This window comes from Aeromonas sobria, from assembly GCF_000820145.1.
GTDB lineage: Bacteria > Pseudomonadota > Gammaproteobacteria > Enterobacterales > Aeromonadaceae > Aeromonas > Aeromonas sobria.
This window is the reverse complement of record NZ_CDBW01000027.1, coordinates 1-23919: the sequence shown is the minus strand read 5'-3', so window position 1 is coordinate 23919 and position 23919 is coordinate 1. Positions and strand designations below refer to the sequence as shown.

Here is a 23919-nt window from a genome sequence, read left to right as displayed (position 1 = left end):
TGGCCCCCGCAACCAACTTTCAGATAATTCCCTCCTTGTATTGCCACTCCCCTGTTATTGAACAATCATCCGCAAGCATTTCGCTCTGTGGTGATTACTGCTATTTCTGACGCTTTTTCAAGACCAAAACTGGTCGTATCGGCCATTTGTTGGGTATCATCAGGTATCTCTTCATGGATGAGGCGCGCTCCTGTGATCACACCTTTCACCTATCTTCCTCCCGCTATTGAAAGCCAGGATGCCACGCTGGCCGAGGCCCTTGCCCAGGGGCTACCGTTGCAGTTGTTGCTGATCGCCGAAGAGCAAAAAGAGGCATTATTGACGCTGCCGGTGTTTGCCGGTGTCAAAATCCAGCTTGCCCTCGGGCAAAAGGCACCCTTTTCCCTGATGCACGGCGCCACGCTGTTGCTGGTGGTATTTGTGGCAGGCAGCGTGACGCGAGACCACCGTCTCTACAAACAGGTCAAAAGCTGGATAGCCCCTCTCTCTGGGCTCAATGTGGAGCGGCTCGGGCTGCATCTGGAAGGTTTTCCCCCTTCTGAACGGGTGATGCTGGCCGAATTGCTGTTGTCAGCCTTGCTGGCCGCCAATATTCCGTTGCCGACCAGCAAGCGTCGTAGCGAAAGCAGCTGGAGCTATCAGCAGATCCGGGTCTCCCCGGCGGTGGTGCTGGATCTGGCGCGCCTCTACAGCGAAGCCGGGGGCAATGGCTTGGCTCGCCATCTGGCGGTGTTACCGGCTTCCGAGCTGACCGCCGCCAGCTATCGCGAGTTTGTTACTCAGCTGGCGCAGGATGAGGGGTGGCAGTGTCACCACTATGATCAGGCCCAGCTGGCCGAGTTGGGGGCGGGGGCCTTTCTGGCAGTGTCTCGTGGCTCGGAAGACAATCAGGCCGCCATGGTCAAGCTCAGTTACTACCCGCCCAAACCGGTGCGCCGGATTGCGCTGGTGGGCAAGGGGATCTGCCATGACTCTGGCGGTTATAACCTCAAGGTGGCTGGCAGCATGTATGGCATGCATCTGGACATGGGGGGCAGTGCGGTGGCGCTGGGCAGCCTCTATGCCATCAGCCGTGCCCAGCTACCTTACGAGGTGCACTGCTGGCTGGCCATTGCCGAGAACCATATCGGTCCTCATGCCTATCGGCCCGGTGAGGTAGTCACAGCCCTCAATGGCACCACCATTGAGGTGGTTGATACTGATGCCGAAGGCCGGATGGTGTTGGCAGACGCATTGGCGATGGCGGTTCAGGATACCCCGGATCTGCTGCTCGATTACGCGACCCTGACCGGGGCCTGCAAACGGGCACTGGGCAGCCGTTACAGCGGCGTCTTTACCAACCGAATCGAGTGGTTGCCTTCGCTGGTCAAGCTGGGACAGCGCAGCGGCGAGCGGATCTGGCCCTTCCCGCTCGATGATGATTTTGACGACAACATCGAGAGCGAGTGGGCCGATCTGTTGCAGTGTGCGCCGGGCAGCTCGCCGGATCATATCGATGCAGCCCGTTTCCTCGCTCACTTCGTGCCCGAGCAGACCCCCTGGCTGCATTTTGACCTGAGCGGTTTTCGCAACAAGGGGGGCAATGGGGTGGTTTCCAGTGAAGTGACCGGTTTTGGCGTGCGCCTCACGCTGGATCTGCTGGCCGGCCCGCTCGGTAGAGTCGGGCACCATATCTCCGATCTATCTGACTGATAACAAGGACTGCTGTGAAACAACCAAGCTATGACTGGGTGCTGTTCGATTTGGATGAAACCCTGCTCGATTTCCCGGTCGCCGCCGCGCTGACACGTACCCTTCTGCATTACGGTGTGCAAGCCGATGATGCCAGCATGGCGCAGTACCATGCACTCAACCACGGGCTCTGGCAGCAATACAATGATGGGGAGATCGATGCCACTGCATTGCAGCAGACCCGTTTCGCCCTGTTTGCCAAACAGGTCGCTGCCGACCCCATGGCGATGAACAACACCTTTCTGGAACAGATAGTCACGCTGAGCATGCCCCTTGAGGGGGTTATCGAGACCCTGCAACAGCTGCGCCGCAAGGTGCGGATGGGGATCATCACCAATGGTTTCAGCGTTCCTCAGCGGGGGCGCCTCGGCAAACTTGGCTGGAGCGAATGGTTTGAGCCGCTGGTGATCTCGGACGAGATCCGGGTGACCAAGCCAGATCCGGCCATTTTCCAGCACACCCTCTCCCTGATGGGGCAGCCTGATCCGGCTCGTGTGCTGATGGTGGGTGACAACCCGAAAACCGATATCGCCGGTGCGGCGGCGCAGGGGCTGGCGACCTGCTGGTACAACCCCGAGCGGCAAGCAGGCGAGTGCGATGCCACCCACGAGATCCATCACTTCGCCCATCTTGCTGACATTGTGCTGGGGCGCTAACAGGCACAGGCTACGCATGCAAGTCGTAGTAAGAGGTTGCTTGAGTCAGACAGGGGAGCAGACGCTCCCCTTTCTTATGGTTATGGGCATGTTCTTATGGGTGTAGGGATTTGAACTGGTAACGATCGAGGATCTGTTGATAGTCGGGGCTCTGTTTCAACTGTTCGATGGCCAGGTTGATCTGTTGCAGTTGCGTCTCTGTGGTGCTCTTTTTGCTTAGCATCAGGTGAACCGGTGTCAGCTCGATACGCAGCAGAATATGCAGACCATCCTGCAACTCATCCTTATGACGCCACTCCTGCAGGCCGTGGGGATCCAGAATAAATCCCTGGATCCGCCCCCCTTGCAACATCTTCAACAGCTGCTCCAGCCGCAGGCGCATTTGAAGGCGGGACTGCAGCTCGGGCCGAGCCATCAACTGGCGGAAGGTATTGCCGTAATCAAAGCCCTTGAGTACCCCGATATGAAAGTCGGGGGTGTTGATCAGCTGCTCGAGGGTGGTGATCCCGCGCCAGCGTTCGACATCTTGCCGACGGATGACGATGGCCGTCTCCTCTTCCCGATAAGGGTGGCTGAAGCGGGCATATTGCTGCCGCTCGGTGGTGATATTGGCGGACATCGCCAGTTGAACCGTGCCGAATTTCAGCTCGTGCAGCACGCGAGCCCAGGGCATTTCACTGAATTTGGCCTGATAGTTGGCCCGCTGGAAGATGGCGTTGAGCAGCTCCACATCCAGTCCGCTGATCTGCTGTTGTTCATTGCGATAACTGAAGGGCTGCCAATTGACCCAGCCGACGACCAATGACTCCTGTGCCGTAGCCTGGTAACACAAACACCATAACAACAAGAGTCTGTACACAACGCATCCCTCGAACCTGCTGATGCTGTTTAGTATCGGACAGGAACGATGTAGTAACCAGTGTTGAGGAGTAACGGTTGAGGGTTGAGCACAGACACAGACTTGCAGCCCTTACAGGGCGTGGGTGTGAAATCAGCCGGTGGTTATGTCAGAGGCTTATCCCTTCCCGGTGAGGGCTGGACCGCAGCAAGCAAAGATGAATCAAGGGAATAAAAACAATGCCAGTCAGGGTTACCTGACTGGCATTGGCTTGATGGCTCGTTCACTCACTTGCTAGCAAGATGTGGCTGCAACTGTCATGGATGCAGTGGCATCACACCGGCTCAGGCCGTAGCCAGCCAGTTAAGCCAGGCATCCATCCCTTCACCTGTGGTGGCGCTGACCTGGATCACCTGAATATAGGGGTTGACCCGTTTGGCGTTCTCGATGCAGCGGGCCACGTCAAAGCTGACGTAGGGCAGCAGATCAATCTTGTTGATCACCATCAGCTGGGCGGCGGCAAACATGTCCGGGTATTTGAGGGGCTTCTCCTCCCCCTCGGTGACGGAGAGGATCGCCACCTTGTACTTCTCGCCGAGATCGAAGCTGGCGGGGCAGACCAGATTGCCCACGTTCTCGATAAAGAGGATGCCCCCTTCATTGGCAGGCAGCTGGTGGCAGGCGTCGTGGACCATCTTGGCGTCCAGATGGCAGCCCTTGCCGGTGTTGATCTGCACGGCAGGGACGCCGGTGGCACGGATGCGATCCGCATCGGCGCTGGTCTGCTGATCCCCTTCGATCACCGCGCAGGGGCGCTTGTCGGCCAGCTGGCGCAAGGTTTCGCACAGCAAAGTGGTCTTGCCTGAACCCGGGCTCGACACCAGGTTAAGCACCAGCTGGGCTGCTTCGTCGAAGTGCTCGCGGTTGTGGGCGGCCAGTTTGTTGTTCTTGGCCAGCACATCCATCTCGATGGCGATCAGCTGACGCTGCCCCATACCGGGGACCGACAATCCCGCTTCCCCTTTGCCATAGTGCAGATCACCCTGCTGATGGTCATGGTCATGGTCATGGTCATGGTCATGGTCATGGTCACGCCCGTGATCATGAGAGTGGGGATGATCATGATGATGGTCGTGGGGGTGATCATGGTGGTGCTCATGGGGCTGATCATGGCCCTCGTGGCTCATGGGTGCCCGCACCCCGTGGTAGTGATGATGAACATCACCCTGATGGTGGTAGTGGTGGTGAATGATCAGGGTGCGCGGTGCGCTCTGCTCGTGGTCATGGTGATGATGCGCGTCATGGGCATGATGGTGATCGTGCTGGTGGCCATGTTCATGGTGGTGATCATGAGCGTGTTTATGGTCTTGATCGTGGTGGTGGGCATGGTCGTGATCATCTTCATGGCCGGCGATCCGCGCCTGGCCGCATCCGCATACGCTACACATATCAACTTACCTCGATGTCGGTGATGCGCAGGCTATCGCCCTGCGCGACTCGTAATTTGTATCCGCCACACTCGGGACAGGCTTGCCCGCGCTCGGTGAGGGTGACCGTCTGGTTGCAGTCGTAACACCAGGCCTCTGCCGCCTGGTGCTGAAAGTGAAGCTGGGCCCCTTCGACGGCAGTGCCCTTGGCGGCAGCCTCGAAACAGAAGGCGATGGTGTCCGGGTCAACGCAAGAGAAGCTGCCGACCTCGAGCCAGAGGGCGGTCACCTTGTTAAAGCCCCGCTGGGTGGCCTGTTCGGCCGCCAGATCGATGGCGGCCATGGCCAGAGACATTTCGTGCATGGTGGCTCCTTAACCGATATGGGGAGGAGTGACTCCCCCCTGTCATTGGGTGAACGGCATGGCCGATCAGCAGATCCGCGGGAGGAGTTCCCCTTGCGGCAGCTCCAGATAACGGCGGCTGCCCCAAGGGTTATTGAGGATCACCTTGTGGCGATCACTCGTCTGCACCACGCCGATCTGGCTGGCGGCGGGGTTGAATTGTCGCAAGATGCCCAGCGCGTCTTGCGCCTGTTCGGCAGGCAGGGCAAGCACCATGGTTCCCTCGTTGGCGAGATCATGGGGCTCGAAACCGTAGAGCTCGCACAGGCCGCGTACCGGATCGCAGACCGGAATGGCGGACTCCTCCAGCTCGATGGCAACGCCGGAGGCGCTGCTCCATTCATTCAGCACGGCGGCAAGGCCACCGCGGGTAGCATCGCGCAGGGCGTGAGGGGTAATGCCTGCCTTCAGCAGCGCTTCTACCTGCGGCCAGAGGGTGGTGCAGTCGCTTTTCAGATCAGATCCCAGTTGCAGGGCATCACGGGCCATCAGGATGCAGGCGCCGTGGCTGCCGATATCCCGCGACACCAGAATGGCGTCACCGGCTTTGAGGTTGCGCACCGAGATGCCCCGGCTCTGTTCGGGCAGCGGGAAAGTGCCGACCCCGCTGGTGTTGATGAAGATCTTGTCGGCCGCCCCCTTGGGCACCACTTTGGTGTCGCCACAGACGATACGGGCGCCGCTCTTAGCCAGCTCTGCGGCCATCGACTCAACGATGCGGGCGAGATCGGCGTAGGGGAACCCCTCCTCGATGATAAAGCTGGCGCTCAGATACTCGGGCTTAGCCCCCATCATGGCGAGATCATTGACCGTGCCGGCGATGGCCAGCTTGCCGATATCGCCCCCCTCGAAGAACAGCGGCGAGACGGTAAAGCTGTCGGTGGTGAAGGCGACGGGCCCGCTTACTGGCAGCAGGGCGGCATCTTCCCCGCGCAGCAGGATCTCGTTGCCAAAGTGGCGAAAGAAGAGCTGGTTGATCAGCTGATTCATCTCGACGCCGCCGCCGCCGTGGCTAAGTTGGATTTCTCTCATTGCTCCTGGATCCCCATATATCGGTAGTAGGCATTGCAGGCCCCTTCGGAGCTGACCATGCAGCTGCCCATGGGCTGGGTCGGGGTGCAGCCCCGGCCAAAGACTTTGCACTGATTGGGCTTGGCCAGGCCGCGCAGAATATCGGCGCACTGGCACGCCTTGTGGTCATCTATGGGGGTCTGATCAAGTTGGAAGTGACGCTCCGCATCGCGCTTGGCAAAGGCATCCCGCAGGCGCAGGGCGGAGGCATTGATGTCCCCCAGACCTCGCCAGCGAAAATGCTCGCGGGTCTCGAAAAAGCGCTCGACCAGCCGCTGGGCGGCTTTATTACCGCTGGCAGTCACGGCGCGGGTGTACTGCACCTCCAGCGCGTAGCGACCCTCCACCTTCTGGCGCACCATCATCAGCAGCGCCTCCATCACATCCACTGGCTCGAAGCCGCTCACCACCACCGGCACCTGATAGCGATCGACGATAGGCAGGTAGATATCGGCGCCGGTGATGACGCTGACATGGGAGGGGCCGATAAAGGCGTTGACCTTGGCGACCCCGTCGGCCATCACCGCGTGAATGGCGGGGGGCACCAGCACATGGTTGATATGAAACAAGAGGTTCTCGACCCCTTGCTCTTCTGCTGCTGCCAAGAGCGCGGCTGTCATCGGGGTGGAGGTCTCGAAACCGATGGCGAAGAAGACCACGGTTTTCTCCGGGTTCTCACGGGTGATGCGCAGGGCGTCGAGGGGGTCATAAACGGGGCGGATATCGCTCCCCCTGGCGCGCTGCTGGGCCAGCGTGCCTTTGGAGCCCGGCACCCGGATCATGTCCCCCAGGGTGACCAGAATGACGTTGGGTTGGCGGGCCAGCTCGATGGCCTGATCGATGCGCTCTTTGGGCATGATGCAGACCGGGCAGCCGGGACCGTGGACAAACTCGATGCTGGCTGGCAGCAACTGGGGCAGGCCGTACTTCATGATGGTGTGGGTATGGCCGCCGCACACCTCCATCACCCGCAGCGGTTCGGGCAGATCTTTGGCCAGTTCGGTAATTTGCGCGGCGAGGGCGCGGATGACGTCGGGCTGACGAAAGCCCTGAAACAGGTCATTCAAGGTCAGCATGGCAAGATATCCTGATCGGGCATCAGGGCCACCATCTGGCGGAAGCTCTCCAGGCTGGCCTGCGCCTCCTCTTCGTCAATCTTGCTCATCACAAAGCCGATATGGAGCAGCACATAGTCGCCGAGGTTGAGGGTCTCTTCGAGCAGCATGCAGCTGACGCGCCGCTGTACCCCCAGGGTATCGACGGTGACGCAGTTATCTTCGGGGTGCAGCTGCACTACCTGAGAGGGGATGGATAGACACATGGATTTCAGGACTCCGACAAGGTGGCGCCACTTTTTATGGCAGCAAGAGAGGAGATGGAAGGTTGGTGCGCCGCAAGATGGTGGATGGCAAACCAGAGCTGACCGGCGGCGATGCCACCGTCATTGAGCGGCAGGGTTGCGCTGGTCAATACCTGCCGGCCGGTCGCTTCGAGCGCGGGCACCAGCTCGTCCATCAGCACCCGGTTTTGAAACACGCCGCCCCCGAGCGCCACCGGATAGCCGGGGAAGCGCTCGGCCAGGGCAACCACCAGCTTGCTGATGGCGTGGATAAAACCGGCGGCCAGGCGGGCGGTTGAGGTGCCTTTGCGCCGCTCGCTGACAAGGGTATTGAGCAGCTCTGCCCACTCGATCTGCAGTGGCCCCTCCGCTGGCTGGTGCAGGCCAAAGACGAGGGGGAAGGGTAATTTATCCGGTGTCAGCTGCAAGGCGGCTGCCTCCAGCAAGAGTCCCGCCTCTCCCTCGTAGTCGGGGGTATCGACAAGGCCCAGCAGCGCCGCCACGGCATCGAACAGGCGGCCGATGGAGCTGGTATAGGGGGCGTTGCGACCGAGATGCCAGAGCTGGTGTAGATTGCGGATCCGCTCGATAGGTAGCTTGCTTACCAACGGAATATCGAGGGCGCGGATCTGCTCCAAGTCATAGGATTCGAACAGCAGTCCCAGCAGTTGGCGCACCGGCTCACGGATGGCCGCCTCGCTGCCGATCAGCTTGAAGGGCCTGAGGTGGGCAACGCGCGTAAAGCCCTTCACATCAGCCAGCAGCAGCTCGCCGCCCCAGAGGGTGCCGTCATCCCCAAGGCCGGTGCCGTCAAAGGCAAAACCCAGAACAGGGCCAGTGATGTCATGCTCGGCCATCACTGCCAGCAGGTGGGCGTGATGGTGCTGCACCTCGATATGGGTGGCGCTGTGCTCGCGGCAATAGCCCTTGGCCCACTGGTGGCTGAGGTAGCCGGGGTGGCAGTCCGACACCAGCAGTTCGGGTTTGAGATCGTAGAGATCGCGAAAGGTAGCGAGGGTCTGCTCGAAGTGACCCTGCATCGGCAGGCTGTGCAGATCGCCGATATAGGGGCTGTAGATGCGCTGGCGACCGAAGGCCAGCGCCAGCTGGTTCTTCTGCTGCGCCCCGACTGCAAGAAGCGGCACCTTGACCGCCTGTTTCAGGCTGGGGGTGCAGGGGGCATAACCCCGGGCGAGGCGCAAAGTTTGGCGTCGCCCGCCTGCCCACTGCACCAGACTGTCGTCGCAGGGGTGAAGTATGGGGCGGTTGTGATCCAGGATGCCGTCAATCTCGCTGCCGAGCTCCCTGACCACCGCTTCGCATTCGACAAGGATCGGACTGCCGCGACCATTGGCGCTGGTGGCCACCAGCGGCATGGCGCAGGCATCCAGCAGCAGCTGGTGCAGCGGGGTATAGGGGAGCATGACCCCAAGGTAGGGGATGCCGGGGGCGATCCCCTCGGCCAGCGGCGCGGTTGTCAGTTGGGATTCTGACGGCCGATCATCGTTTTTGCGTTTGCGCAGCAGGGTGATGGGTCTGGCCTGAGAAGCGAGCAGCTGCCACTCCGCCTCGCAGCCGGTGACATGCAATTTGGCCTCGGCAAGGGAGCCCATCATCACCGCCAGCGGCTTGCGCTCACGCCGCTTGAGTGTTCGCAATCTGGCAACACTCTGTTCATTACGGGCATCACATATCAGGTGATAGCCACCCATCCCCTTGACCGCAATCAGGGCTCCTGCTCGCAAGGCGCGGGCAGCCGCTTGCAAGGCATCCTCCCGCTTGGCCAGGGCATCGCCACGGCCGGTGCGCCAGCTGAGGTGGGGCCCGCACTCGGGGCAGCTCACCGGCTGGGCGTGGTAGCGTCTGTCCAGCGGGTTTTCATAGGCCGCAGCGCAGCGCGGGCACATGGCAAAGCCCGCCATGGCTGTGTGGGGCCGATCGTAGGGGAGGCGGCGGATGATGGTGTAGCGCGGGCCGCAGTGGGTGCAGTTGGTAAAGGGGTAGTGGTGGTGACGATCTTTGGGGTTGGCCACATCCGTGGCGCATGCCTCGCACATTCCCTGATCCGGCGAGATGGCGACCGTGGCGGCGCTCTGCTGTTGGCTCGCTTTGATATGAAAGGCGCCGTCGTAGTCGGGATTATGTTCGGAGTTAGCGTCTCGGGGCAGTTCCCGCTCACTGAAATGATCGATACGGCTAAGCGGCGGCGCCAAGTCGCGCAGTTCGCGGGCAAAGCTGGCTAGCTGCTCGGGGGAGCCTTCAGCGCCTATGGTGACGCCATTGGCATCGTTCAAGACATAGCCGGTAAGGCCGTGGCGCAGTGCCAGCCCGTAGACGAAGGGGCGAAAGCCGACCCCCTGTACTATGCCGTCCATATGAAATTCGCGGCGCAGCCGGTTGGCAGCAGGATTGGAAGCGATAGAGAGGGCGATGGTGGCGCTCATGCCGGCTCCATCTCATCTTGAGTCGCTGGTAAGCGTAGCACCCGACGCTCGTTCTCCTCGCGCCGCACCCAGCCATCCATCTCCATGCGCAGGCAGAACGGAATGGCGTATTTACGCGACAAGCCGGTGATCTCCTTTAAGGATGCCATGTCGATAAGATCTCCCACCTGCTGGCCCGCCAGCACGGCGGCAACCATCTGGTTGTAAAGCACGGTGTCGTAGTAGATGGGGCCATCGAGCTGCACCAGATACTTGAGTCGCGCCAGATTGCGTAGCTGCTTTTGCAACGCGCCCTTTTGCTGCAAGCCCTGCTGCAGGGCCGCGGGCAGCTTGCGAGTGATAAAGGGATCCAGTTCCACGCCGCCGGGGCCCAGTTTACCGGGCTCGTAACCCTCCTTGCCTTGATCTCGCACCACCTTGAGCACCAGCAGCGCCTCTTCCCCCAAATCATCTTCCGACTCGCCGCTGCCCGGCTGCCACTTGTCATGGTGCAGGCGTATCAGCTGCTCGCTTTTGAGCTGATGGAGCAGGGCCTGAGTGACCGGCAGGGCGATGCCGAAGCGGGTCGCCAGTTCGGCGGTGCTCAGTGGTTCGTTTGCCAAGGTAGCGAGCAGCTGATCGCGGCTCTGGGCCAGCCAGTGGTTATCCAGCAGCCACTCACCGAGGGGGGTGACCTGCTCTGGCCGCTGGTCAAAGCGGCTGGCCAGCACATAGCCGTTGAGCCCCAGCTGCAGGGCGGCAGGGTTGTAGCGATCCAGCTCATCAGGCAGATCGCCCAGCAGGGCATGTAGTGCTTTGCGTCTGGCGGGGTGGATGTCGCCGCACCAGACGATGCGGGCGCCATGCAGCAGTTCACTGCTGCCGTGGCGAATGATGGCGAGTGGCTGGCCAAAGAAGCAGGGGATGGGGCTGGCAAAGATCAGCCGTGCCAGCCGGGTGTCTTTTATTGGTACAAAGCGGGCCCGGCCGTGCCAGCTGCCGAGGGCCACTTCCACTTCCTGCGTCCGTAGCGTCTTGCTGCTCAAGCTCTCGGTGTTGAGTCGCACGATAAGGTGGGTTGCCGCCTCGCACTGGCCAGCTGCGCTGGTGAGGCAGTGGCCGCGGGCCACCTCCTTGTGGGGCACTTTTTTCAGCCCCACCGCCACCCGGCAGACAGCGCCGATCTCGTCGACGCTCTGGTGATAGGCCTGCAGGGAGCGCACCTGCACTTCCCGATCGGCGGGGTAGAGGCGCAGCTTGTCCCCCACCTTGAGGCTGCCCTGCTGCAGGGTGCCGGTGAGCACTGTGCCGGTGCCGTTGGCGGTAAAGACGCGGTCTACATACAGTCGCGGGGCGGCCTGCTCGCGGGTAGCGTGCGATGCTGGCAGATCGGCAAGTTGGCGCACGATGGCGGTGTGCAGGGCGGCCATGTTGGCGCCGGTTTTGGCGCTGACGCTGACGATATCGGGCACCATGCCGCTCTCGTCCATCACCCGCTCCAGCAGGCTCTCTTCAAGGAGTGCCAGCTCGTCGGGGGAGACCAGATCGCACTTGTTGATGCAGACCAGCAGGCGCGGCACCCCCATCGCCTTGAGCAGGCGCAGGTGATCGCCGGTCATCGGCATCCACCCCTCATCGGCGGCAATGACCAGCAGCACCAGATCCAGACTCCAGAGCCCCGCCACCATGTTGCGGATATAGCGCTCGTGGCCGGGCACATCGATGACACCGATGGTGTTGCCCTGACCGTCGTCGAAGTGGGCAAAGCCGAGATCCTGGGTCATGCCGATGGCCTGCTCGTGGGCACGGGCGGTGGTGATGCCGGTGAGGGCCTGGATCAGCAGGGTCTTGCCGTGATCTACGTGGCCAGCAAGACCGATAACGGCGCGATAGGGGGTCATGGGATCAGGACTCCTCGGTTGCATTGATCGGGGAGGGCAACAGCAACTCGTGAAGCTGGGCGATCAGCAGTTCCATCTCGGTCGGCAGCAGGGTGGCCATATTGAGCAGCACCTTCTGCTGGCGCACGGTGGCAATCACCGGGACGGGGAGTTCGCGCAGGGCATCGAGCAGCTGCTGGGCCGGACGCGGGTCGGTGCATTCGAGCGCCGGTGCCGGGTAGAACTGGTCCGGCAGGGTGCCGCCGCCCACCACCAGTTGGGCGGGGACCGGCACAAAGCAGCCGGGCAGGGCGGCCATCAGCTGATTGGCCCGGGCCTGCATGGCAGTCGGGTTGCTCAAGGTGCGCTGGGCAATGCCCTCGCCGATGGGGGATTTGTTGAGCTTGTGGATGAGCAGCCGTTCCAGCAGGGAGTAGACGATGCGGCTCGGGCGGAAGGTGCGCATCATGGGGTGTTTTTCCAGCCGCTTGATGAGATCGCTGCGGCCGCTGATGATGCCCGATTGCGGGCCCCCCAGCAGCTTGTCGCCGGAGTAACAGACCAGATCCGCCCCCGCCTTGATGTACTGGCGCACCGAGGTTTCATCCGGTGCAAACTCTTCGGTGGTCAAGCCTGAGCCCTGATCCACCGCCAGCACCACGTGTTCTGGCAGGGCGCGGGCCACTTCGCCAATATCGGGGGATTCGGTAAAGCCGCGAATGGCGAAATTGGATTTGTGCACCATCAGTACCAGCGCGGTCTGATCGGTGATGGCATCGAGGTAATCCTTGGCGGTAGTGATATTGGTTGTGCCCACCTCTACCAGTTTGGCGCCGGAGAGCGCCAGAATATCGGGGATGCGAAAGCCGCCGCCAATCTGGATCTGCTCACCGCGCGAGACGATCACCTCGCGCCCCTTGGCCACCTCTTGCAGCAGCAAGAAGAGGGAGGCGGCGTTGTTGTTGACCACCAGTGAATCTTCGGCCTGGGTGAGGCAACGGAGCAGGGGAGCGATCAGCCCCTTGCGCCCGCCGCGCTTGCCGGTGGCGAGATCCAGCTCCAGATTGTTGTAGCCGGTGTTGAGGTCGCGAACCTCGTCCCACAGCTCGTGACTGAGCGGCGAGCGCCCCAGATTGGTGTGCACCAGGGTGCCGGTGGCGTTGATCACCCGGGTATGGCGTTGGCGCTGCTGCTGCTGGCAGCGCTTGGCAATCAGCGCCTCGATCTGCTCGGGGGTGACCCCATGTTGGCGAAACGCCTCGCTCTGGCGCAGTTCGCTCAGGGTATCGCGCACCGCCTGGGTTACCAGCGGGCGACTCAGCGCCTCGATAAACCCGGCGAGAAAAGGTTGCTGCAGCAGCTGTTCCACTTGTGGCAGGCGGCGCTGGGCGCTGTCACCCATCACATGTGATTCGGGCTGGCTGTGGGAGTGGGCGATGGCTGGCGCGTGAGACGGGTTCGGCATGGGATTACCAGGGCAGTGCGTGGGTTTGATATGCACACCGGTTCGCCGATAGAGAGGCCGAGCTGACGGGTTATGGCACTGCTGGCGGTTTGCGGATTGCTGCAAACATTTTGCATAAATGAGCGGGTATAAATGAATGCTTCATTGATGCGGATAAATTAATTTTTGGCCAGCGAGATAACCTGTGTTCGGATTATATTGGCAAGCGGCAAGCACCTTTTACTAAGGTATTCTTTCTAACATATTGAACAAGCGATTAAAAATAGCATTCAGGCCGATAAAACTCAGCGAGAGAGTATTTGTCCAATATATGAATTTGGCGGAAGAGGCAGGAATCGAACCTGCCAAAGCCTTCTCGGCTCACATCGGTTTTGAAGACCGAGGAGGCCACCAGACCCCATCAACTTCCGTAATGGCCGCCATTTTGTGGCAAATTTCTGTGACTGGCAACGCTTTTTTTGTGATAAAAAAGCGAGAGTTAGCGATTTTTTGAAAAATCCAAAGAACCTTGTTTTATATCAAGTTCCGCACAATTAGCCCGATGTTTTTAATTTAACATCGGGCCGTGATTACATTGCCGGAACCCTTGGTCAATAGCGGTCGTTAACAACTTTATAAATAGTTATCGCTCGGCGTTGGTAATATTCCACTGGTCTAGTCGCTCTATTAACAAGCTGGTATCTTTGGCGGCATCAAGATGCTGATAAAGATAATCCATCGCCTCACTCACCATCTCGGTCATCGGGAAGGAGAACGCAACGATGGCCGGTTGCACCCCGACAAAAATCACCTCGGGGACAAAGGTCTTGAGCTCGTCGATCAGGAAATTGAGCGGCATATTGTGGGTCGAGAAGATAAACATCTCGGCGATGGTTTCGGGGGGGATCACCTGCAGGGTGCCCGCCTTTTCGCCGATCTCGGCGGCATCCACCAGCACCACCCGCTCCGGTTGCAACTCCCGCACCTTGTAGACCACATTTTCTGGCGCTATGCCGCCGTCGATATGGATCCAGCCGGGCAGGGGGGCGGCTTGCAGCTTGTCCGCCAGATAGGGACCGGCGCCATCGTCACCCATCATGGCATTGCCCACGGTCAACACGAGATTGCAGCCCATCAGCGGCTCCTTACCATCAGGTACATATGGGGATCGTTATAGAGGGCGGTGAGCTGATCCATAAAGGTGTTGGTCCAGCCCAACTGCTGTTCATCGAGCACATTGTCGGCTTTGCGCAGCCGGTCGAAGGCGCAGGCCAGCATGTGGCAGTGCTCGCGATAGATGGTGATCTCGCCAAAGGTGAGAAACCCCTCCATCTTGCGGCGCGCCTCGCTACCAAAGGGCAGCTTGGCCACCCAGTCGCGATAACCCGTTAGCGGGCAGACCAGATCGGCACTGAGGCAATCGACGATGCCGAGGTGATGGCCGATAGCGAGGCTGTAGTACATCACCTCTTTGGCCTCTTCGGGCACATCGAACTGCTCGTCGACAAACTTGCGCGACAGGCGGTAGAAGAAAACCTGATCAGCCATGCACTGCCTCTCCCTTGCCTGCCGCGCGATTGAGGCAGGCGTTGGCCAGGTTGTTGACGATCTCCGCCAGGCGCGGGTCGTTATGCTGATCGAGATAGCTCTGGATGCGCAGATCCACATCCTGCTGGGTCGCCCCTTCGAGCAGCGCCATAAACTCGTCGGCGATGATCTGTCCCTGACGGTAACCGGCCATGCGGCGCGCTTCGCGCTCGATCATTACCCGAATTTCATTGGGGATGCCGGTGTGGCGCAGTTCGACCCGCTCACCCGGTTGCACCTCGTGGCTGGTGGCGGTCAGTTTCTGCTCAAGCAGACCGAGCGCCACCGCAAAGCCATAGATGGTGGCCGCCGGAGTAGGCGGGCAGCCGGGGATATAGACATCCACCGGCACGATCTTGTCGGTGCCGCCCCAGACGCAATAGAGATCGTGGAAGATGCCGCCGTCACAGCCGCAGGCGCCGTAGGCGATGCAGATCTTGGGATCGGGCGCCGCTTCATAGGCGCGCAGGGCCGGTACCCGCATCGCCCGGGTCACCGCGCCGGTAAAGAGCAGGATGTCGGCGTGACGGGGAGAGGCGACCACCTTGATGCCGAAGCGCTCGGCATCGAACAGCGGGGTGATGGTGGCGAAGATCTCGATCTCGCAGGCGTTGCAGCCGCCGCAATCGACCCGATAGACATAGGCCGAGCGGCGAATGTCTTTGAGCAGGGTCTTCTTGAGTTTGGTGATCTCGGGATCCTGTGCCAGCGGCACGGCGCGGGTATGGGCATGGCCGACAACCGGTTCTATGCCTTTGATCTTGCTCATCACATCCACTCCTGTTGTGTGGTAATCGGTGCGGCAATCGGTGTGGTCATGGCCGAGTCAGGCTGGCTCAGCATGCTCTGTTTTCGTTTGCAGTCGGGGCAGTGGTGCAGCCGCTCCGGGGTAGTCAGCGGCGTGCCTGCCTGCTTGAGGGTGTCCTCCACCAGCGCCACCAGTTTGCTCGGGGCAAAGTAGGTGCCGCACAGGGTGCAGGGGGCCAGCGCGAAGCGGGCCTCCTCATACAAGTCAGCTTTGTTGGTCACCGCCAGCTCGAACTCGGGAGAGAGGGCGATGGCGCGGGTCGGGCAGACCTCTTCGCAGCAGCCGCAGAAGATGCAGCGCGCCATGGAGATCTCCCAGCGTCGCTCGCCGGTCTCCATATCCACTTCCATCACCAGGGCGTTGGCCGGGCAGGCCTTGGTGCAGGCGGCGCAGGCGATGCACTGATCCGCCTGATATTTCGGTTTGCCGCGAAAATCCCGGTTCACCTCGTAAGGGGCGAAGGGGTACTTGGCGGTCGGTGTGCCAGCCTTGAGGATGGTCTTGAACAGCTTGATCATGATGACCCCTTACTTGAGCGGAGAGTTTTTGCGGTCGATACCGTAGCGCTCGATCTCCTTGTAGGAGACCACGGTGGACTTGCCCTTCTTGGGGTCGACCAGGGTGACCCGATCGGTACAGGAGTAGCAGGGATCCAGACTGCCGATGATCAGCGGCGCATCGGCGACGGTATTGCCGCGCAGCATGTAGCGCAGGGCGGGCCAGTTGGCGTAGGTGGCGGCGCGGCAGCGCCAGCGGAACAGCTTCTGGTTATCGCCGGTCATGCTCCAGTGGACGTTCTCGCCGCGGGGCGCTTCGGTAAAGCCCAGCGCAAACTTGCCCGGCTGATAGGTGAAGCCTTCGGTGAGCAGCGGCCCTTCCGGCAGGTGCTCAAGGCCAAACTCAATCATGTCGAGGGAGTCGTAGAGCTCGTGGATGCGCACCAGCACCCGGGACTGCACGTCGCAACCCGCCAGGGTCTGGATCTCCATCGGCAGCTCGCGATAGGCGGCAAAGTCGTGGACCCGGCGCACGTCGCGCTTGAAGCCGCTGGCCCGCACCATGGGGCCGACGCAGCTGAAATCGCGGGCCACTTGCGGGTCGAGGCGGCCTATCCCCACCAGACGGGAAGTGATATTGGCGGTATCCAGCAGCATGGCCACCAGGGGTTTGAGCTCATCACGCAGTTCCCGCACCAGCTGGGCGCCCTTGATGCGATCTTCCTTGAAAATGTCGCGGCGTACCCCGCCAATCAGGTTGAGGCCGTAGGTCTTGCGGGCACCGGTCAGCAGCTCGGCCAGGGTCATGGATTTCTCCCGCACCCGGAAGAACTGCATAAAGCCGGTGTCGAAACCGGTGAAGTGGCTCGACAGGCCGATGTTGAGGATGTGGCTGTGCAGGCGCTCTACTTCCAGCAGCACGGCGCGGATCATCTTGGCCCGCTCGGGCACCTTAATGCCCATGGCGTTCTCCACCGAGGTGGTGTAGGCGACGCTGTGGGTGAAGCCGCAGATGCCGCAGACCCGGTCGGTCAGAAACGCCACTTCGTTGTAGCCCATACGGGTTTCCGCCAGCTTCTCCATGCCGCGATGGACATAGAAGAGGCGGTAGTCGGCGTCGATGATGTCTTCCCCATCGACGAACAGACGAAAGTGTCCCGGCTCATCCGAGGTGATGTGCAGCGGGCCCACCGGCACGATGCGGTTGGCATCACTGCCGAGCTCATTGACGAAGGGGTAGGTCTCGGTGTCGGTGGTAGGCATCGGGCGCTGGCGATAATCCATGGCGTCTTTGCGCAAGGGGTGGATATCCTCCGGCCAGTCGTCCGGCAGTACCAGACGGCGTTCGTCCGGCAGGCCGACGGCGCGCAGGCCGTACATGTCGCGGATCTCCCGCTCGCCCCACACCGCCGCCGGAATGGTCGGGGTGATGGAGGGGTACTCCTGCTCGATGGCGTTGACAAGTACCTTGACGGTGATCCAGCTCTTGGTGTCGCCCTCCATGGAGAAGACGTGGTAGACGGCGAAGTGGCCGTTGAGGCTGCGCTCGTCATTGGCAAACGAGACCGAGAGCCAACCCCCCTGCTTGTGGAAGATCAGGCTGGTGAGGGCCACCAGATCGGTGGGCTTGACGGTCAGGGTGGCCTGATCGGCGGTCTGCCACTGCTCGTCGATGATGGCGTGGGGCAGTTGCTGTCGCAGTTGCTGGATATAGTCGCAACCGATGCGATCCTGGATGGCGATGGTCATGCAGTTCTCACTTTAAATTCGCAAATGATGAAATCGAAAAAAGCAGCTGTGATGGCTCTCATGAGTTATACCCCGACCAGATAGGCGAGCAGCGCCAGCAGTGCCAGCCCCAAGCCATAGCGGGTGAGCTTGTGGGTGCGCACGAACTGGGTGCGGGCCATGGAGTTCTCGATAATGCCCGCAAGTCCAAAGGCCACCAGCAGCTTGCAGAGCAGGATCAGGGTTGCCAGCGCCAGCGCGGGCAGGCTCCAGTTCGCCGCCTTGCCGAAAGGCAGGAAGATCACCAAAAAGAGCTGCACCACCACTAGCTGCTTGAGGCCAATGGAGAGCTTGAGCAGGGCCAGCCCAGCGCCCGAGTACTCGGTGAGCGGCCCCTCCTGCAGCTCCTGCTCGGCTTCGGCGCAGTCAAAGGGCAGCTTGCCCATCTCCACAAACACCGCGAAAGCGCAGGCGCCCCCCGCCAACAGGGTGGCGATGGGCGCGGCCAGCGGCTGGTTGGCCACATAGCTGCTGATATTGCCCAGATCCGAGCTGCCCACCATCATCGCCATGATGAAGCAGGAGAGCACCAGAATGGGCTCAACCAGAATGCCCAGCGTCAGCTCGCGGCGGGCACCGATCCCGGCAAACATGCTGCCGCTGTCCAGACCCGCCAGAGAGAAGAAGAAGCGGAAGATGGCGAACAGATAGATGTCGGTGATGAGATCCCCGGCGATGGGAAAGGGGGACTCGTGGGTCAGGGTCGGCAGCGCCATCCCTACCAGCAACAGGGCTGCGATCAGCAGCGCAGGCATCAGGTTGAAGATGATGCCGGCAGGCTCGGGGGTCACCTCTTGGCGGCGCAGGAGCTTCCCGATATCCCGGTAATCCTGCAGCAGGCCCGGCCCCTGACGGGAGTGCATTTTGGCCCGCAGCACCCGGTTGAAACCGGTGGCCAGCGGCGCCAACGCCAGCATGGCGATGGCCTGGGTGAGGGCGAGGGCAACCATGCCCCAGCTCGGCATTTCAAGAACAGGCATATCAGACTCCTACAGCCATCAGGATAAAGAGCACCAGCACAAGGCCGTGCAACAGCCAGCCAGCGGCAGAGGGAGACGCGCTCACCCCGTGCAGGGCAGTAGCCAGATCAAGCTGGGGCTGCTTGCGATAGAGCGGGGCACAGAGTTGGCGCAGGGTGTGGGTGACACCGCCGGAGGTGAGGCTCATGCGCTCCTCGTAGGCGTAACCGCAGGCCCACGGCGTACCGGCGTGACGACGACCGAGCTTGGGACCCTTGAAGATGGCCACGACCAGCAGCGGGATGAGGAACAGCCCCAGCAGGGTGATGGCGATAATGGGCGGGGAGAGGATCGCCTGTGAGCTGTCGAGCGGCAGCAGGGTGGCGCCAGTGGCCACGCTCATCTGGCCCATGAGGTGAGAAGAGACGAGGGCCTGACCGTAGCCGCTGACAAAGGGGGCAATCCAGGGGGCGCCCAGACCCAGCACCAGACAGACGGCGGCCAGCAGCAGGGTGCCTGCCACCATGGCATTGGGTACTTCGCGGGCCTGACTCGCTTTTTCGCTGCGCGGTGCGCCGCAGAAGCAGATGCCATACACCTTGACGAAACACATCACCGCCATAGCGCCGGTCACTGCCAGCATCACCACCGCCAGCGGGGCGACGACTGAGGTGCCGAGCTTGGTCATGGAAAGCAGCGCCTGATAGATAAACCACTCGCTGACAAAGCCGTTGAGGGGCGGCAGCGCCGAGATGGCCATGGCGCCGATCAGGAACGCCAGCGCGGTCCAGGGCATCAGCTTGGCCAGCCCACCCATCTTGTCCATGTCGCGGGTGTGCAGGCGGAACATCACAGATCCGGTGCCCATAAAGAGCAGGCTCTTGAAGATGGCGTGGTTGAGCAGGTGATAAAGCGCGCCGAGCAGCCCCAGCACCACCAGTGCCGGTTGCTGGTTGGCGATGCCGATCATGCCGATCCCCATCCCCATCAGGATGATGCCGATGTTCTCCACCGTGTGGTAGGCGAGCAGCCGCTTGAGATCGTGTTCGGCCAGCGCAAACAGCACCCCGAGCACTGCCGAGCAGGCACCGAAGATCAGCACCATGTAGCCCCACCAGAGCTGGCTGGCGCCGAGAAAGTCGATGCTGACTCGCAGAATGCCAAACAGACCGAGCTTCACCATCACCCCAGACATCAACGCCGAGATATGGGAGGGGGCAACGGGCTCGGCCACCGGCAGCCAGCCGTGCAGCGGCACGAAACCGGCGCGCAGGCCAAAGCCGCAGAAGCTGAGCAGGAACACCAGGGAGGCCAGGGCGCCCGCCAGATGGTGCTCGCGCAGCGCGGCGAACTCCAGCGAGCCGCTTTCGCGGCAGAGCAGCCAGAAGGCGACCAGCACCAGCGCCATGCCGATATGGTTCATCACCAAGTAAAGCCGGCTCTGTTTGGCGGCCTCGGGGTTGGTCTTGACCAGCCAGTAGGTGGTGAGGGTCACCAGCTCGTAGCAGAGCAAGAAACCGAGCGCGTTGTCGGCCAGTACCATGCCCACCATGGCAAAGAGGAAGAGGTTCATCAGCGCGCCGATGGCCACATCCCCCTTGCCCTGATATTCGCGGATATAGGCAAAGGAGTAGAGGGCGACGGCGACGCCGACGGTGCTAATCACCAGCAGTATCAGTGCGGCCAGCATATCGAGGTGAACCGAGCCCAGCAGCCAGAGCTGGCCGTCGACGGGCGCGCCTTGAGCAAAGATCTGGATGGCGGCGACCAAGCCCGAGAGTGACCCCAGCAGGGCAAAGCCACTATTGAGGCGGTTGGCCAGTGCGGGCAGCTTTTGCAGCAGCAAACCGGCGGCAGCGCCCAGCAAAAAGAGCAGGAGCGTGCCCATAACAAGGGGGGACAACATCAGCAGGATCCCTCAGTGGTTGAAGCGTCGGGTGAAACAGGCACAGTCGTGACGGCCGAGCAAGCAGAGGCCGAGAATGCGGGGGCACCTTGCGGGTGAGCATTGGCCGCTTGCAGGCGGCGATCGCGGGCGGCGTTGGCGCAGGCCGTGTCGTTGACGATGCTCAGTGCCTGGGAGGGGCAGGCTCCGACACAGGCCGGGCCGTCGGCGCGAAATTCGCACAGGTCACACTTGACGGCGATGCTGCGCACCCCCGGTTCCCAGCTCAGCAGATCCTCGCCAAAGCAGCGCAGACCGGCGGAGGTGGAGGGGTTGCTGGAGCGGATGGAGCAGGGGATATAGGTGTCGTAGCTGTTGGCCATGGCCACCGGACGGCTGCCACCGCTCTGGATGGCACCGAACGGACAGGCCACGGCGCACAGGTTGCAGCCGATGCAGAGCGACTCGTTGAGTTGCACGCAATCCCCGGTCTGGCGGATCGCCTCGACCGGGCACACCTTGATGCAGGGGGCATCGTCACAGTGACGGCACTGAACCGGCATGGTCGCCTGCTCGTGTCGCATAACGGTTAAACGGGGGGCTTGCTGCAAACCTTGCGCCTTGTGTACTTCACTGCAGGCCGCCATACAGGTGCCACAGCCAATACAAAGCTTGGGGTCAGCGATAACGAAGCGGTTCATAGCCTACCTTGTCGTGTCGCGAACGGAGAGAATAGGGGCAGGTTGGCAAAATACGGGCCAGATTGACAATGGGCGAGAAAATGGATTTAAAGTTATGTTTTAAAAGGGATTTAATTTTCTTGTCGCGCCGTGATGAAGAGGCCGAACGGTGTCGAAATGTGACGTTCGTCACTTGTGACGAAGGGCGGGGGAGGGATCGTCACATAGGCAGTAAATGAGTTGTCGATAGGGTTTTCTGCCGAGCGGCGCTGTTTCTTGCGTGCGCGGGCGCAACACAAAAAGCCCTGCCGATGTGGCAGGGCTTTTGTTTTTCGGCGATGCCAATCGGCTTGATGAAGGGCTGCGAGAATAGCGCTAGATGGCTGAAAGATACTGTTTTTGCATCGCCAGCCAGCGGCCGTTGTTGATCAACACCAGCTGCACCTTGAGCAGGGCCGCAATATCCGCGCGGTGCTTTTTATCGAGATAGAGAAAGACCTGCTCTTTGGCGATCTTCTGCCAGGGGGCCGCCAGCGCAGGTTGATAGGCGGCGCGCATCTTGATGATCCAGTCCACTTTGCCTCTGTGTAGTTGGGCAAGGCCCTGCTTCTCATCGTTTAACCAGATGACCTGATAGTTGCCGAGGTTGCGTTCACACCACTGATTGCCACGCAGGCAGCCAATCATGGCCCCTTTGGCTGGGGGCCAGTTCGGGTTATCCCGTGGCTTGCCATAAATCGCCGCTTCCGAGAGGGGGGCGCCGACCTGCAGCAAGTGGGGATGGGTCTGATCAAAGCCCTTGATCCGGGCCATGTCGCCATCGACTGCATTCACCGACTCAATCAGCTTCTCGCAGCGGGCGTAAGTGCAGGGGATCAACTGAAAGTCGATACCCGCCCTGCCAAACCAGTCATGAATAAAAGGGTGCAATATCGCGGTGTGCTCGACCGCTGCCGCCAGCTTTAGCGGGGTTGCGTGGGCTACGGGGGTCAGCCCGACAAGCAGTAACCAGCCAATCCACTTCATATCGCACTCCTGAACCGGGCTTAGTTATTAAGCAGATGTGTTGCGATGACTGCCAAGAAGAATAGAGCAACCCGACCGTGCCGCCGTTTATCCGTGACGGCTGAGTCAGGGTAGCAGCGCCGTGATCAGGATATGGGCCGCGCTCACCAGGATCACCGTGAAGGTCAGCCCCATTCCCGCTACCCGATAACGGAAGTTCTCCGGCGTGCGGCTCATGCCAAAAGCGTGACAGAAGCGGCCAAGCAACAGGGCACACCCCAGTAGATGGATAAGCCAGGGGGACTGGCTGGTGGCTTCGACAAAATAGATCAGCAGCAGGGCGAGGGGGACATACTCGGCAAAATTGGCATGCACCCGCATGGCTCGCAACATGGCGGGATCATCCCCGTGCCCCAGCGCCACCTTGCGGCTATGGCGGGTACGAATGGTGCGGATGCTCAGCAACACAAACAGCAGGGCGAGCAGGGCCGCGTAAACAGGCAGAATGGTCATGGTATCTGGCTCCCGGTGTGATGATGGCGAGTGGCAGGCCTTAAGTGATGCAATATTGCTTGGCGTCTCAATGGCTTGCCTCTGAGGGTAGCAGCAAACTGCCGCAGCACGACCGCCATCTACTCACCTGCCATCGACCGCGCTGGTGCCAATAATAAAGCGCCCTGCCGGTGTGGCAGGACTGTTTGTTGACCGTGTTGCTGGTGCGCAGCACTGCGCCCCGCCATTAACCCTCGTAAGGGAGGGAGGAGTGGTGCAGCACGATGCGCACCTTGCCATCATCCCCCTTCTTGAAGCCCCAGGTCTTGTCTACTGTGGTCTCCTTGTTGTCGCGATCCACCAGATGCACCTTGCCCATGGTCAGCGCCATGTCGCCGTTGATATAGACGGCGGCATTGTCATAGCGGTAGCTCTGCCAGTTTTTCAGGGCAAACCCTTTGTCGGTGGGGTAGGCAGTGTTGTGGCCGACAAAGTAGGCCAGCGCCCCCTCACGGTTGGTGCGAAAGGTCTGCTCGCCACCGGCAAGGGTCGGCTTGAACAGCACCGGCCCCTGCTGGTAGCCGTAGGCACTGTCGAGCACTGACTCGGCGGTCGCCTTGGCGCGCTCAATCCCACCGGCGCGGTAGTCATCGCTGATCTTGATCAGCGCTGCGCCCCAACCATCCTGCGCGGCCTTGATCTCGGCCTCGGTAATATTGTTGTTGGCGATTTCGGCGGCGCTAAGTGCGCCACTGGCGGCAAGCAGGACGAGGGCAAGGGTGCTCTTCTTGAGGTGCAACATCATTGTTTTCTGGCTCCTGATAGCGATAAACGAGGGCGCAGTGTAGCGAAGGGGCATGAACGGTTTTTGAACTGACTATTCAGGATTGGGTAGCAAAATGGTCGGTATATAGCTGAAGGTCTGGGTGTTTGTTTGGTGGCGTGTGCTGATTTTTTAATCAACAAAACGAGAGTTGTGTTACAAGGGGCGTTGTTTCCCAAATCA

General features: G+C 61.0%; 24 protein-coding genes and 1 tRNA gene. 3 read left to right on the top strand and 22 right to left on the bottom strand.

Features of this window, described 5'->3' with window-relative positions:
- Window positions 1–65 precede the first annotated feature (65 nt).
- Entirely contained in the window at window positions 66–209 is a 144-nt protein-coding gene (locus BN1135_RS22175) for a hypothetical protein (RefSeq protein ID WP_157830649.1), read from the bottom strand.
- On the opposite strand from BN1135_RS22175, the gene BN1135_RS12810 reads away from it, so the two are divergent.
- Together BN1135_RS12810 and yjjG are read left to right on the top strand one after the other, a co-directional pair.
- Window positions 193–1692, top strand: coding sequence for a M17 family metallopeptidase (locus BN1135_RS12810; RefSeq protein WP_042021653.1), 1500 nt, complete (start codon window positions 193–195; stop codon window positions 1690–1692). The genes BN1135_RS22175 and BN1135_RS12810 overlap by 17 nt on opposite strands.
- A 14-nt stretch (window positions 1693–1706) precedes the next feature.
- On the top strand, window positions 1707–2387 hold the full coding sequence (gene yjjG / locus BN1135_RS12805) for a pyrimidine 5'-nucleotidase (protein ID WP_042021651.1): 681 nt from the start codon (window positions 1707–1709) through the stop codon (window positions 2385–2387).
- Window positions 2388–2481: 94 nt separating this feature from the next.
- Here yjjG and BN1135_RS12800 read toward each other — a convergent pair whose 3' ends face one another.
- Window positions 2482–3189: a substrate-binding periplasmic protein gene (locus BN1135_RS12800; protein WP_223290135.1), complete on the bottom strand. Its 708-nt coding sequence runs from the start codon at window positions 3187–3189 to the stop codon at window positions 2482–2484.
- A 380-nt stretch (window positions 3190–3569) separates the two neighbouring features.
- Entirely contained in the window at window positions 3570–4412 is an 843-nt protein-coding gene (hypB, locus tag BN1135_RS12795; protein WP_213391104.1) for a hydrogenase nickel incorporation protein HypB, read from the bottom strand.
- On the opposite strand from hypB, the gene BN1135_RS22455 reads away from it, so the two are divergent.
- Entirely contained in the window at window positions 4293–4697 is a 405-nt protein-coding gene (locus BN1135_RS22455; protein ID WP_223290134.1) for a hypothetical protein, read from the top strand. The genes hypB and BN1135_RS22455 overlap by 120 nt on opposite strands.
- Here the strand turns inward: BN1135_RS22455 and hypA are convergent.
- The 19 genes from hypA to BN1135_RS12700 form a co-directional block, all read right to left on the bottom strand.
- Window positions 4675–5016, bottom strand: coding sequence for a hydrogenase maturation nickel metallochaperone HypA (gene hypA / locus BN1135_RS12790; protein WP_005301911.1), 342 nt, complete (start codon window positions 5014–5016; stop codon window positions 4675–4677). The two genes, BN1135_RS22455 and hypA, sit on opposite strands and share 23 nt — an antisense overlap.
- Before the next feature lie 66 nt (window positions 5017–5082).
- Window positions 5083–6087: a hydrogenase expression/formation protein HypE gene (hypE, locus tag BN1135_RS12785; protein ID WP_042021645.1), complete on the bottom strand. Its 1005-nt coding sequence runs from the start codon at window positions 6085–6087 to the stop codon at window positions 5083–5085.
- Entirely contained in the window at window positions 6084–7202 is a 1119-nt protein-coding gene (hypD, locus tag BN1135_RS12780) for a hydrogenase formation protein HypD (RefSeq protein WP_042021644.1), read from the bottom strand. Before hypD ends, hypE begins: the two co-directional genes overlap by 4 nt.
- On the bottom strand, window positions 7196–7447 hold the full coding sequence (locus BN1135_RS12775) for a HypC/HybG/HupF family hydrogenase formation chaperone (protein WP_042021642.1): 252 nt from the start codon (window positions 7445–7447) through the stop codon (window positions 7196–7198). Before BN1135_RS12775 ends, hypD begins: the two co-directional genes overlap by 7 nt.
- 5 nt (window positions 7448–7452) lie before the next feature.
- Window positions 7453–9909: a carbamoyltransferase HypF gene (hypF, locus tag BN1135_RS12770; RefSeq protein ID WP_042021641.1), complete on the bottom strand. Its 2457-nt coding sequence runs from the start codon at window positions 9907–9909 to the stop codon at window positions 7453–7455.
- On the bottom strand, window positions 9906–11789 hold the full coding sequence (gene selB, locus BN1135_RS12765) for a selenocysteine-specific translation elongation factor (protein WP_042021639.1): 1884 nt from the start codon (window positions 11787–11789) through the stop codon (window positions 9906–9908). Before selB ends, hypF begins: the two co-directional genes overlap by 4 nt.
- 4 nt (window positions 11790–11793) lie before the next feature.
- Window positions 11794–13233: an L-seryl-tRNA(Sec) selenium transferase gene (gene selA / locus BN1135_RS12760; RefSeq protein WP_042021637.1), complete on the bottom strand. Its 1440-nt coding sequence runs from the start codon at window positions 13231–13233 to the stop codon at window positions 11794–11796.
- Between the two features lie 317 nt (window positions 13234–13550).
- Window positions 13551–13642 (bottom strand) — tRNA-Sec (locus BN1135_RS22170).
- Window positions 13643–13855: 213 nt separating this feature from the next.
- A complete protein-coding gene (gene hycI, locus BN1135_RS12750) occupies window positions 13856–14347 on the bottom strand; it encodes a hydrogenase maturation peptidase HycI (RefSeq protein ID WP_042021633.1) in 492 nt (163 codons plus the stop codon).
- The gene (locus BN1135_RS12745; protein WP_042021631.1) at window positions 14347–14760 is read right to left on the bottom strand and encodes a formate hydrogenlyase maturation HycH family protein; all 414 of its coding nucleotides are present in this window, start codon (window positions 14758–14760) and stop codon (window positions 14347–14349) included. Before BN1135_RS12745 ends, hycI begins: the two co-directional genes overlap by 1 nt.
- The gene (locus BN1135_RS12740) at window positions 14753–15568 is read right to left on the bottom strand and encodes an NADH-quinone oxidoreductase subunit B family protein (RefSeq protein ID WP_042021630.1); all 816 of its coding nucleotides are present in this window, start codon (window positions 15566–15568) and stop codon (window positions 14753–14755) included. The genes BN1135_RS12745 and BN1135_RS12740 overlap by 8 nt, the downstream gene beginning before the upstream one ends.
- Window positions 15568–16125, bottom strand: coding sequence for a formate hydrogenlyase complex iron-sulfur subunit (locus BN1135_RS12735; RefSeq protein WP_042021628.1), 558 nt, complete (start codon window positions 16123–16125; stop codon window positions 15568–15570). Before BN1135_RS12735 ends, BN1135_RS12740 begins: the two co-directional genes overlap by 1 nt.
- Before the next feature lie 9 nt (window positions 16126–16134).
- Window positions 16135–17853: a hydrogenase large subunit gene (locus BN1135_RS12730; RefSeq protein ID WP_042021626.1), complete on the bottom strand. Its 1719-nt coding sequence runs from the start codon at window positions 17851–17853 to the stop codon at window positions 16135–16137.
- Between the two features lie 65 nt (window positions 17854–17918).
- Window positions 17919–18872 (bottom strand): respiratory chain complex I subunit 1 family protein, encoded by a 954-nt coding sequence (locus BN1135_RS12725; protein ID WP_042021623.1) that lies wholly within the window; start codon window positions 18870–18872, stop codon window positions 17919–17921.
- Between the two features lies 1 nt (window position 18873).
- A complete protein-coding gene (gene hyfB, locus BN1135_RS12720) occupies window positions 18874–20757 on the bottom strand; it encodes a hydrogenase 4 subunit B (protein ID WP_042021621.1) in 1884 nt (627 codons plus the stop codon).
- The gene (locus BN1135_RS12715; RefSeq protein ID WP_042021620.1) at window positions 20757–21437 is read right to left on the bottom strand and encodes a 4Fe-4S dicluster domain-containing protein; all 681 of its coding nucleotides are present in this window, start codon (window positions 21435–21437) and stop codon (window positions 20757–20759) included. Before BN1135_RS12715 ends, hyfB begins: the two co-directional genes overlap by 1 nt.
- Window positions 21438–21791: 354 nt before the next feature.
- A complete protein-coding gene (locus BN1135_RS12710) occupies window positions 21792–22442 on the bottom strand; it encodes a hypothetical protein (RefSeq protein ID WP_042021618.1) in 651 nt (216 codons plus the stop codon).
- Window positions 22443–22547: 105 nt separating this feature from the next.
- On the bottom strand, window positions 22548–22934 hold the full coding sequence (locus BN1135_RS12705) for an MAPEG family protein (protein ID WP_042021615.1): 387 nt from the start codon (window positions 22932–22934) through the stop codon (window positions 22548–22550).
- Between the two features lie 226 nt (window positions 22935–23160).
- Window positions 23161–23718, bottom strand: a complete 558-nt coding sequence (locus BN1135_RS12700) for a hypothetical protein (protein ID WP_052443839.1) — start codon at window positions 23716–23718, stop codon at window positions 23161–23163.
- Window positions 23719–23919 lie beyond the last annotated feature (201 nt).

What these genes read in the sequence shown, in the direction of transcription:
- BN1135_RS22455 (WP_223290134.1), top strand. Translation starts at nt 4,293, where the DNA reads ATGGTCATGGTCATGGTCATGGTCACGCCCGTGATCATGAGAGTGGGG.
- hypB (WP_213391104.1), bottom strand. Translation starts at nt 4,412, where the DNA reads ATGAGCCACGAGGGCCATGATCAGCCCCATGAGCACCACCATGATCAC.
- hypA (WP_005301911.1), bottom strand. Translation starts at nt 5,016, where the DNA reads ATGCACGAAATGTCTCTGGCCATGGCCGCCATCGATCTGGCGGCCGAA.
- hypE (WP_042021645.1), bottom strand. Translation starts at nt 6,087, where the DNA reads ATGAGAGAAATCCAACTTAGCCACGGCGGCGGCGGCGTCGAGATGAAT.
- hypD (WP_042021644.1), bottom strand. Translation starts at nt 7,202, where the DNA reads ATGCTGACCTTGAATGACCTGTTTCAGGGCTTTCGTCAGCCCGACGTC.
- BN1135_RS12775 (WP_042021642.1), bottom strand. Translation starts at nt 7,447, where the DNA reads ATGTGTCTATCCATCCCCTCTCAGGTAGTGCAGCTGCACCCCGAAGAT.
- hypF (WP_042021641.1), bottom strand. Translation starts at nt 9,909, where the DNA reads ATGAGCGCCACCATCGCCCTCTCTATCGCTTCCAATCCTGCTGCCAAC.
- selB (WP_042021639.1), bottom strand. Translation starts at nt 11,789, where the DNA reads ATGACCCCCTATCGCGCCGTTATCGGTCTTGCTGGCCACGTAGATCAC.
- selA (WP_042021637.1), bottom strand. Translation starts at nt 13,233, where the DNA reads ATGCCGAACCCGTCTCACGCGCCAGCCATCGCCCACTCCCACAGCCAG.
- hycI (WP_042021633.1), bottom strand. Translation starts at nt 14,347, where the DNA reads ATGGGCTGCAATCTCGTGTTGACCGTGGGCAATGCCATGATGGGTGAC.
- BN1135_RS12745 (WP_042021631.1), bottom strand. Translation starts at nt 14,760, where the DNA reads ATGGCTGATCAGGTTTTCTTCTACCGCCTGTCGCGCAAGTTTGTCGAC.
- BN1135_RS12740 (WP_042021630.1), bottom strand. Translation starts at nt 15,568, where the DNA reads ATGAGCAAGATCAAAGGCATAGAACCGGTTGTCGGCCATGCCCATACC.
- BN1135_RS12735 (WP_042021628.1), bottom strand. Translation starts at nt 16,125, where the DNA reads ATGATCAAGCTGTTCAAGACCATCCTCAAGGCTGGCACACCGACCGCC.
- BN1135_RS12730 (WP_042021626.1), bottom strand. Translation starts at nt 17,853, where the DNA reads ATGACCATCGCCATCCAGGATCGCATCGGTTGCGACTATATCCAGCAA.
- BN1135_RS12725 (WP_042021623.1), bottom strand. Translation starts at nt 18,872, where the DNA reads ATGCCTGTTCTTGAAATGCCGAGCTGGGGCATGGTTGCCCTCGCCCTC.
- hyfB (WP_042021621.1), bottom strand. Translation starts at nt 20,757, where the DNA reads ATGTTGTCCCCCCTTGTTATGGGCACGCTCCTGCTCTTTTTGCTGGGC.
- BN1135_RS12715 (WP_042021620.1), bottom strand. Translation starts at nt 21,437, where the DNA reads ATGAACCGCTTCGTTATCGCTGACCCCAAGCTTTGTATTGGCTGTGGC.
- BN1135_RS12710 (WP_042021618.1), bottom strand. Translation starts at nt 22,442, where the DNA reads ATGAAGTGGATTGGCTGGTTACTGCTTGTCGGGCTGACCCCCGTAGCC.
- BN1135_RS12705 (WP_042021615.1), bottom strand. Translation starts at nt 22,934, where the DNA reads ATGACCATTCTGCCTGTTTACGCGGCCCTGCTCGCCCTGCTGTTTGTG.
- BN1135_RS12700 (WP_052443839.1), bottom strand. Translation starts at nt 23,718, where the DNA reads ATGATGTTGCACCTCAAGAAGAGCACCCTTGCCCTCGTCCTGCTTGCC.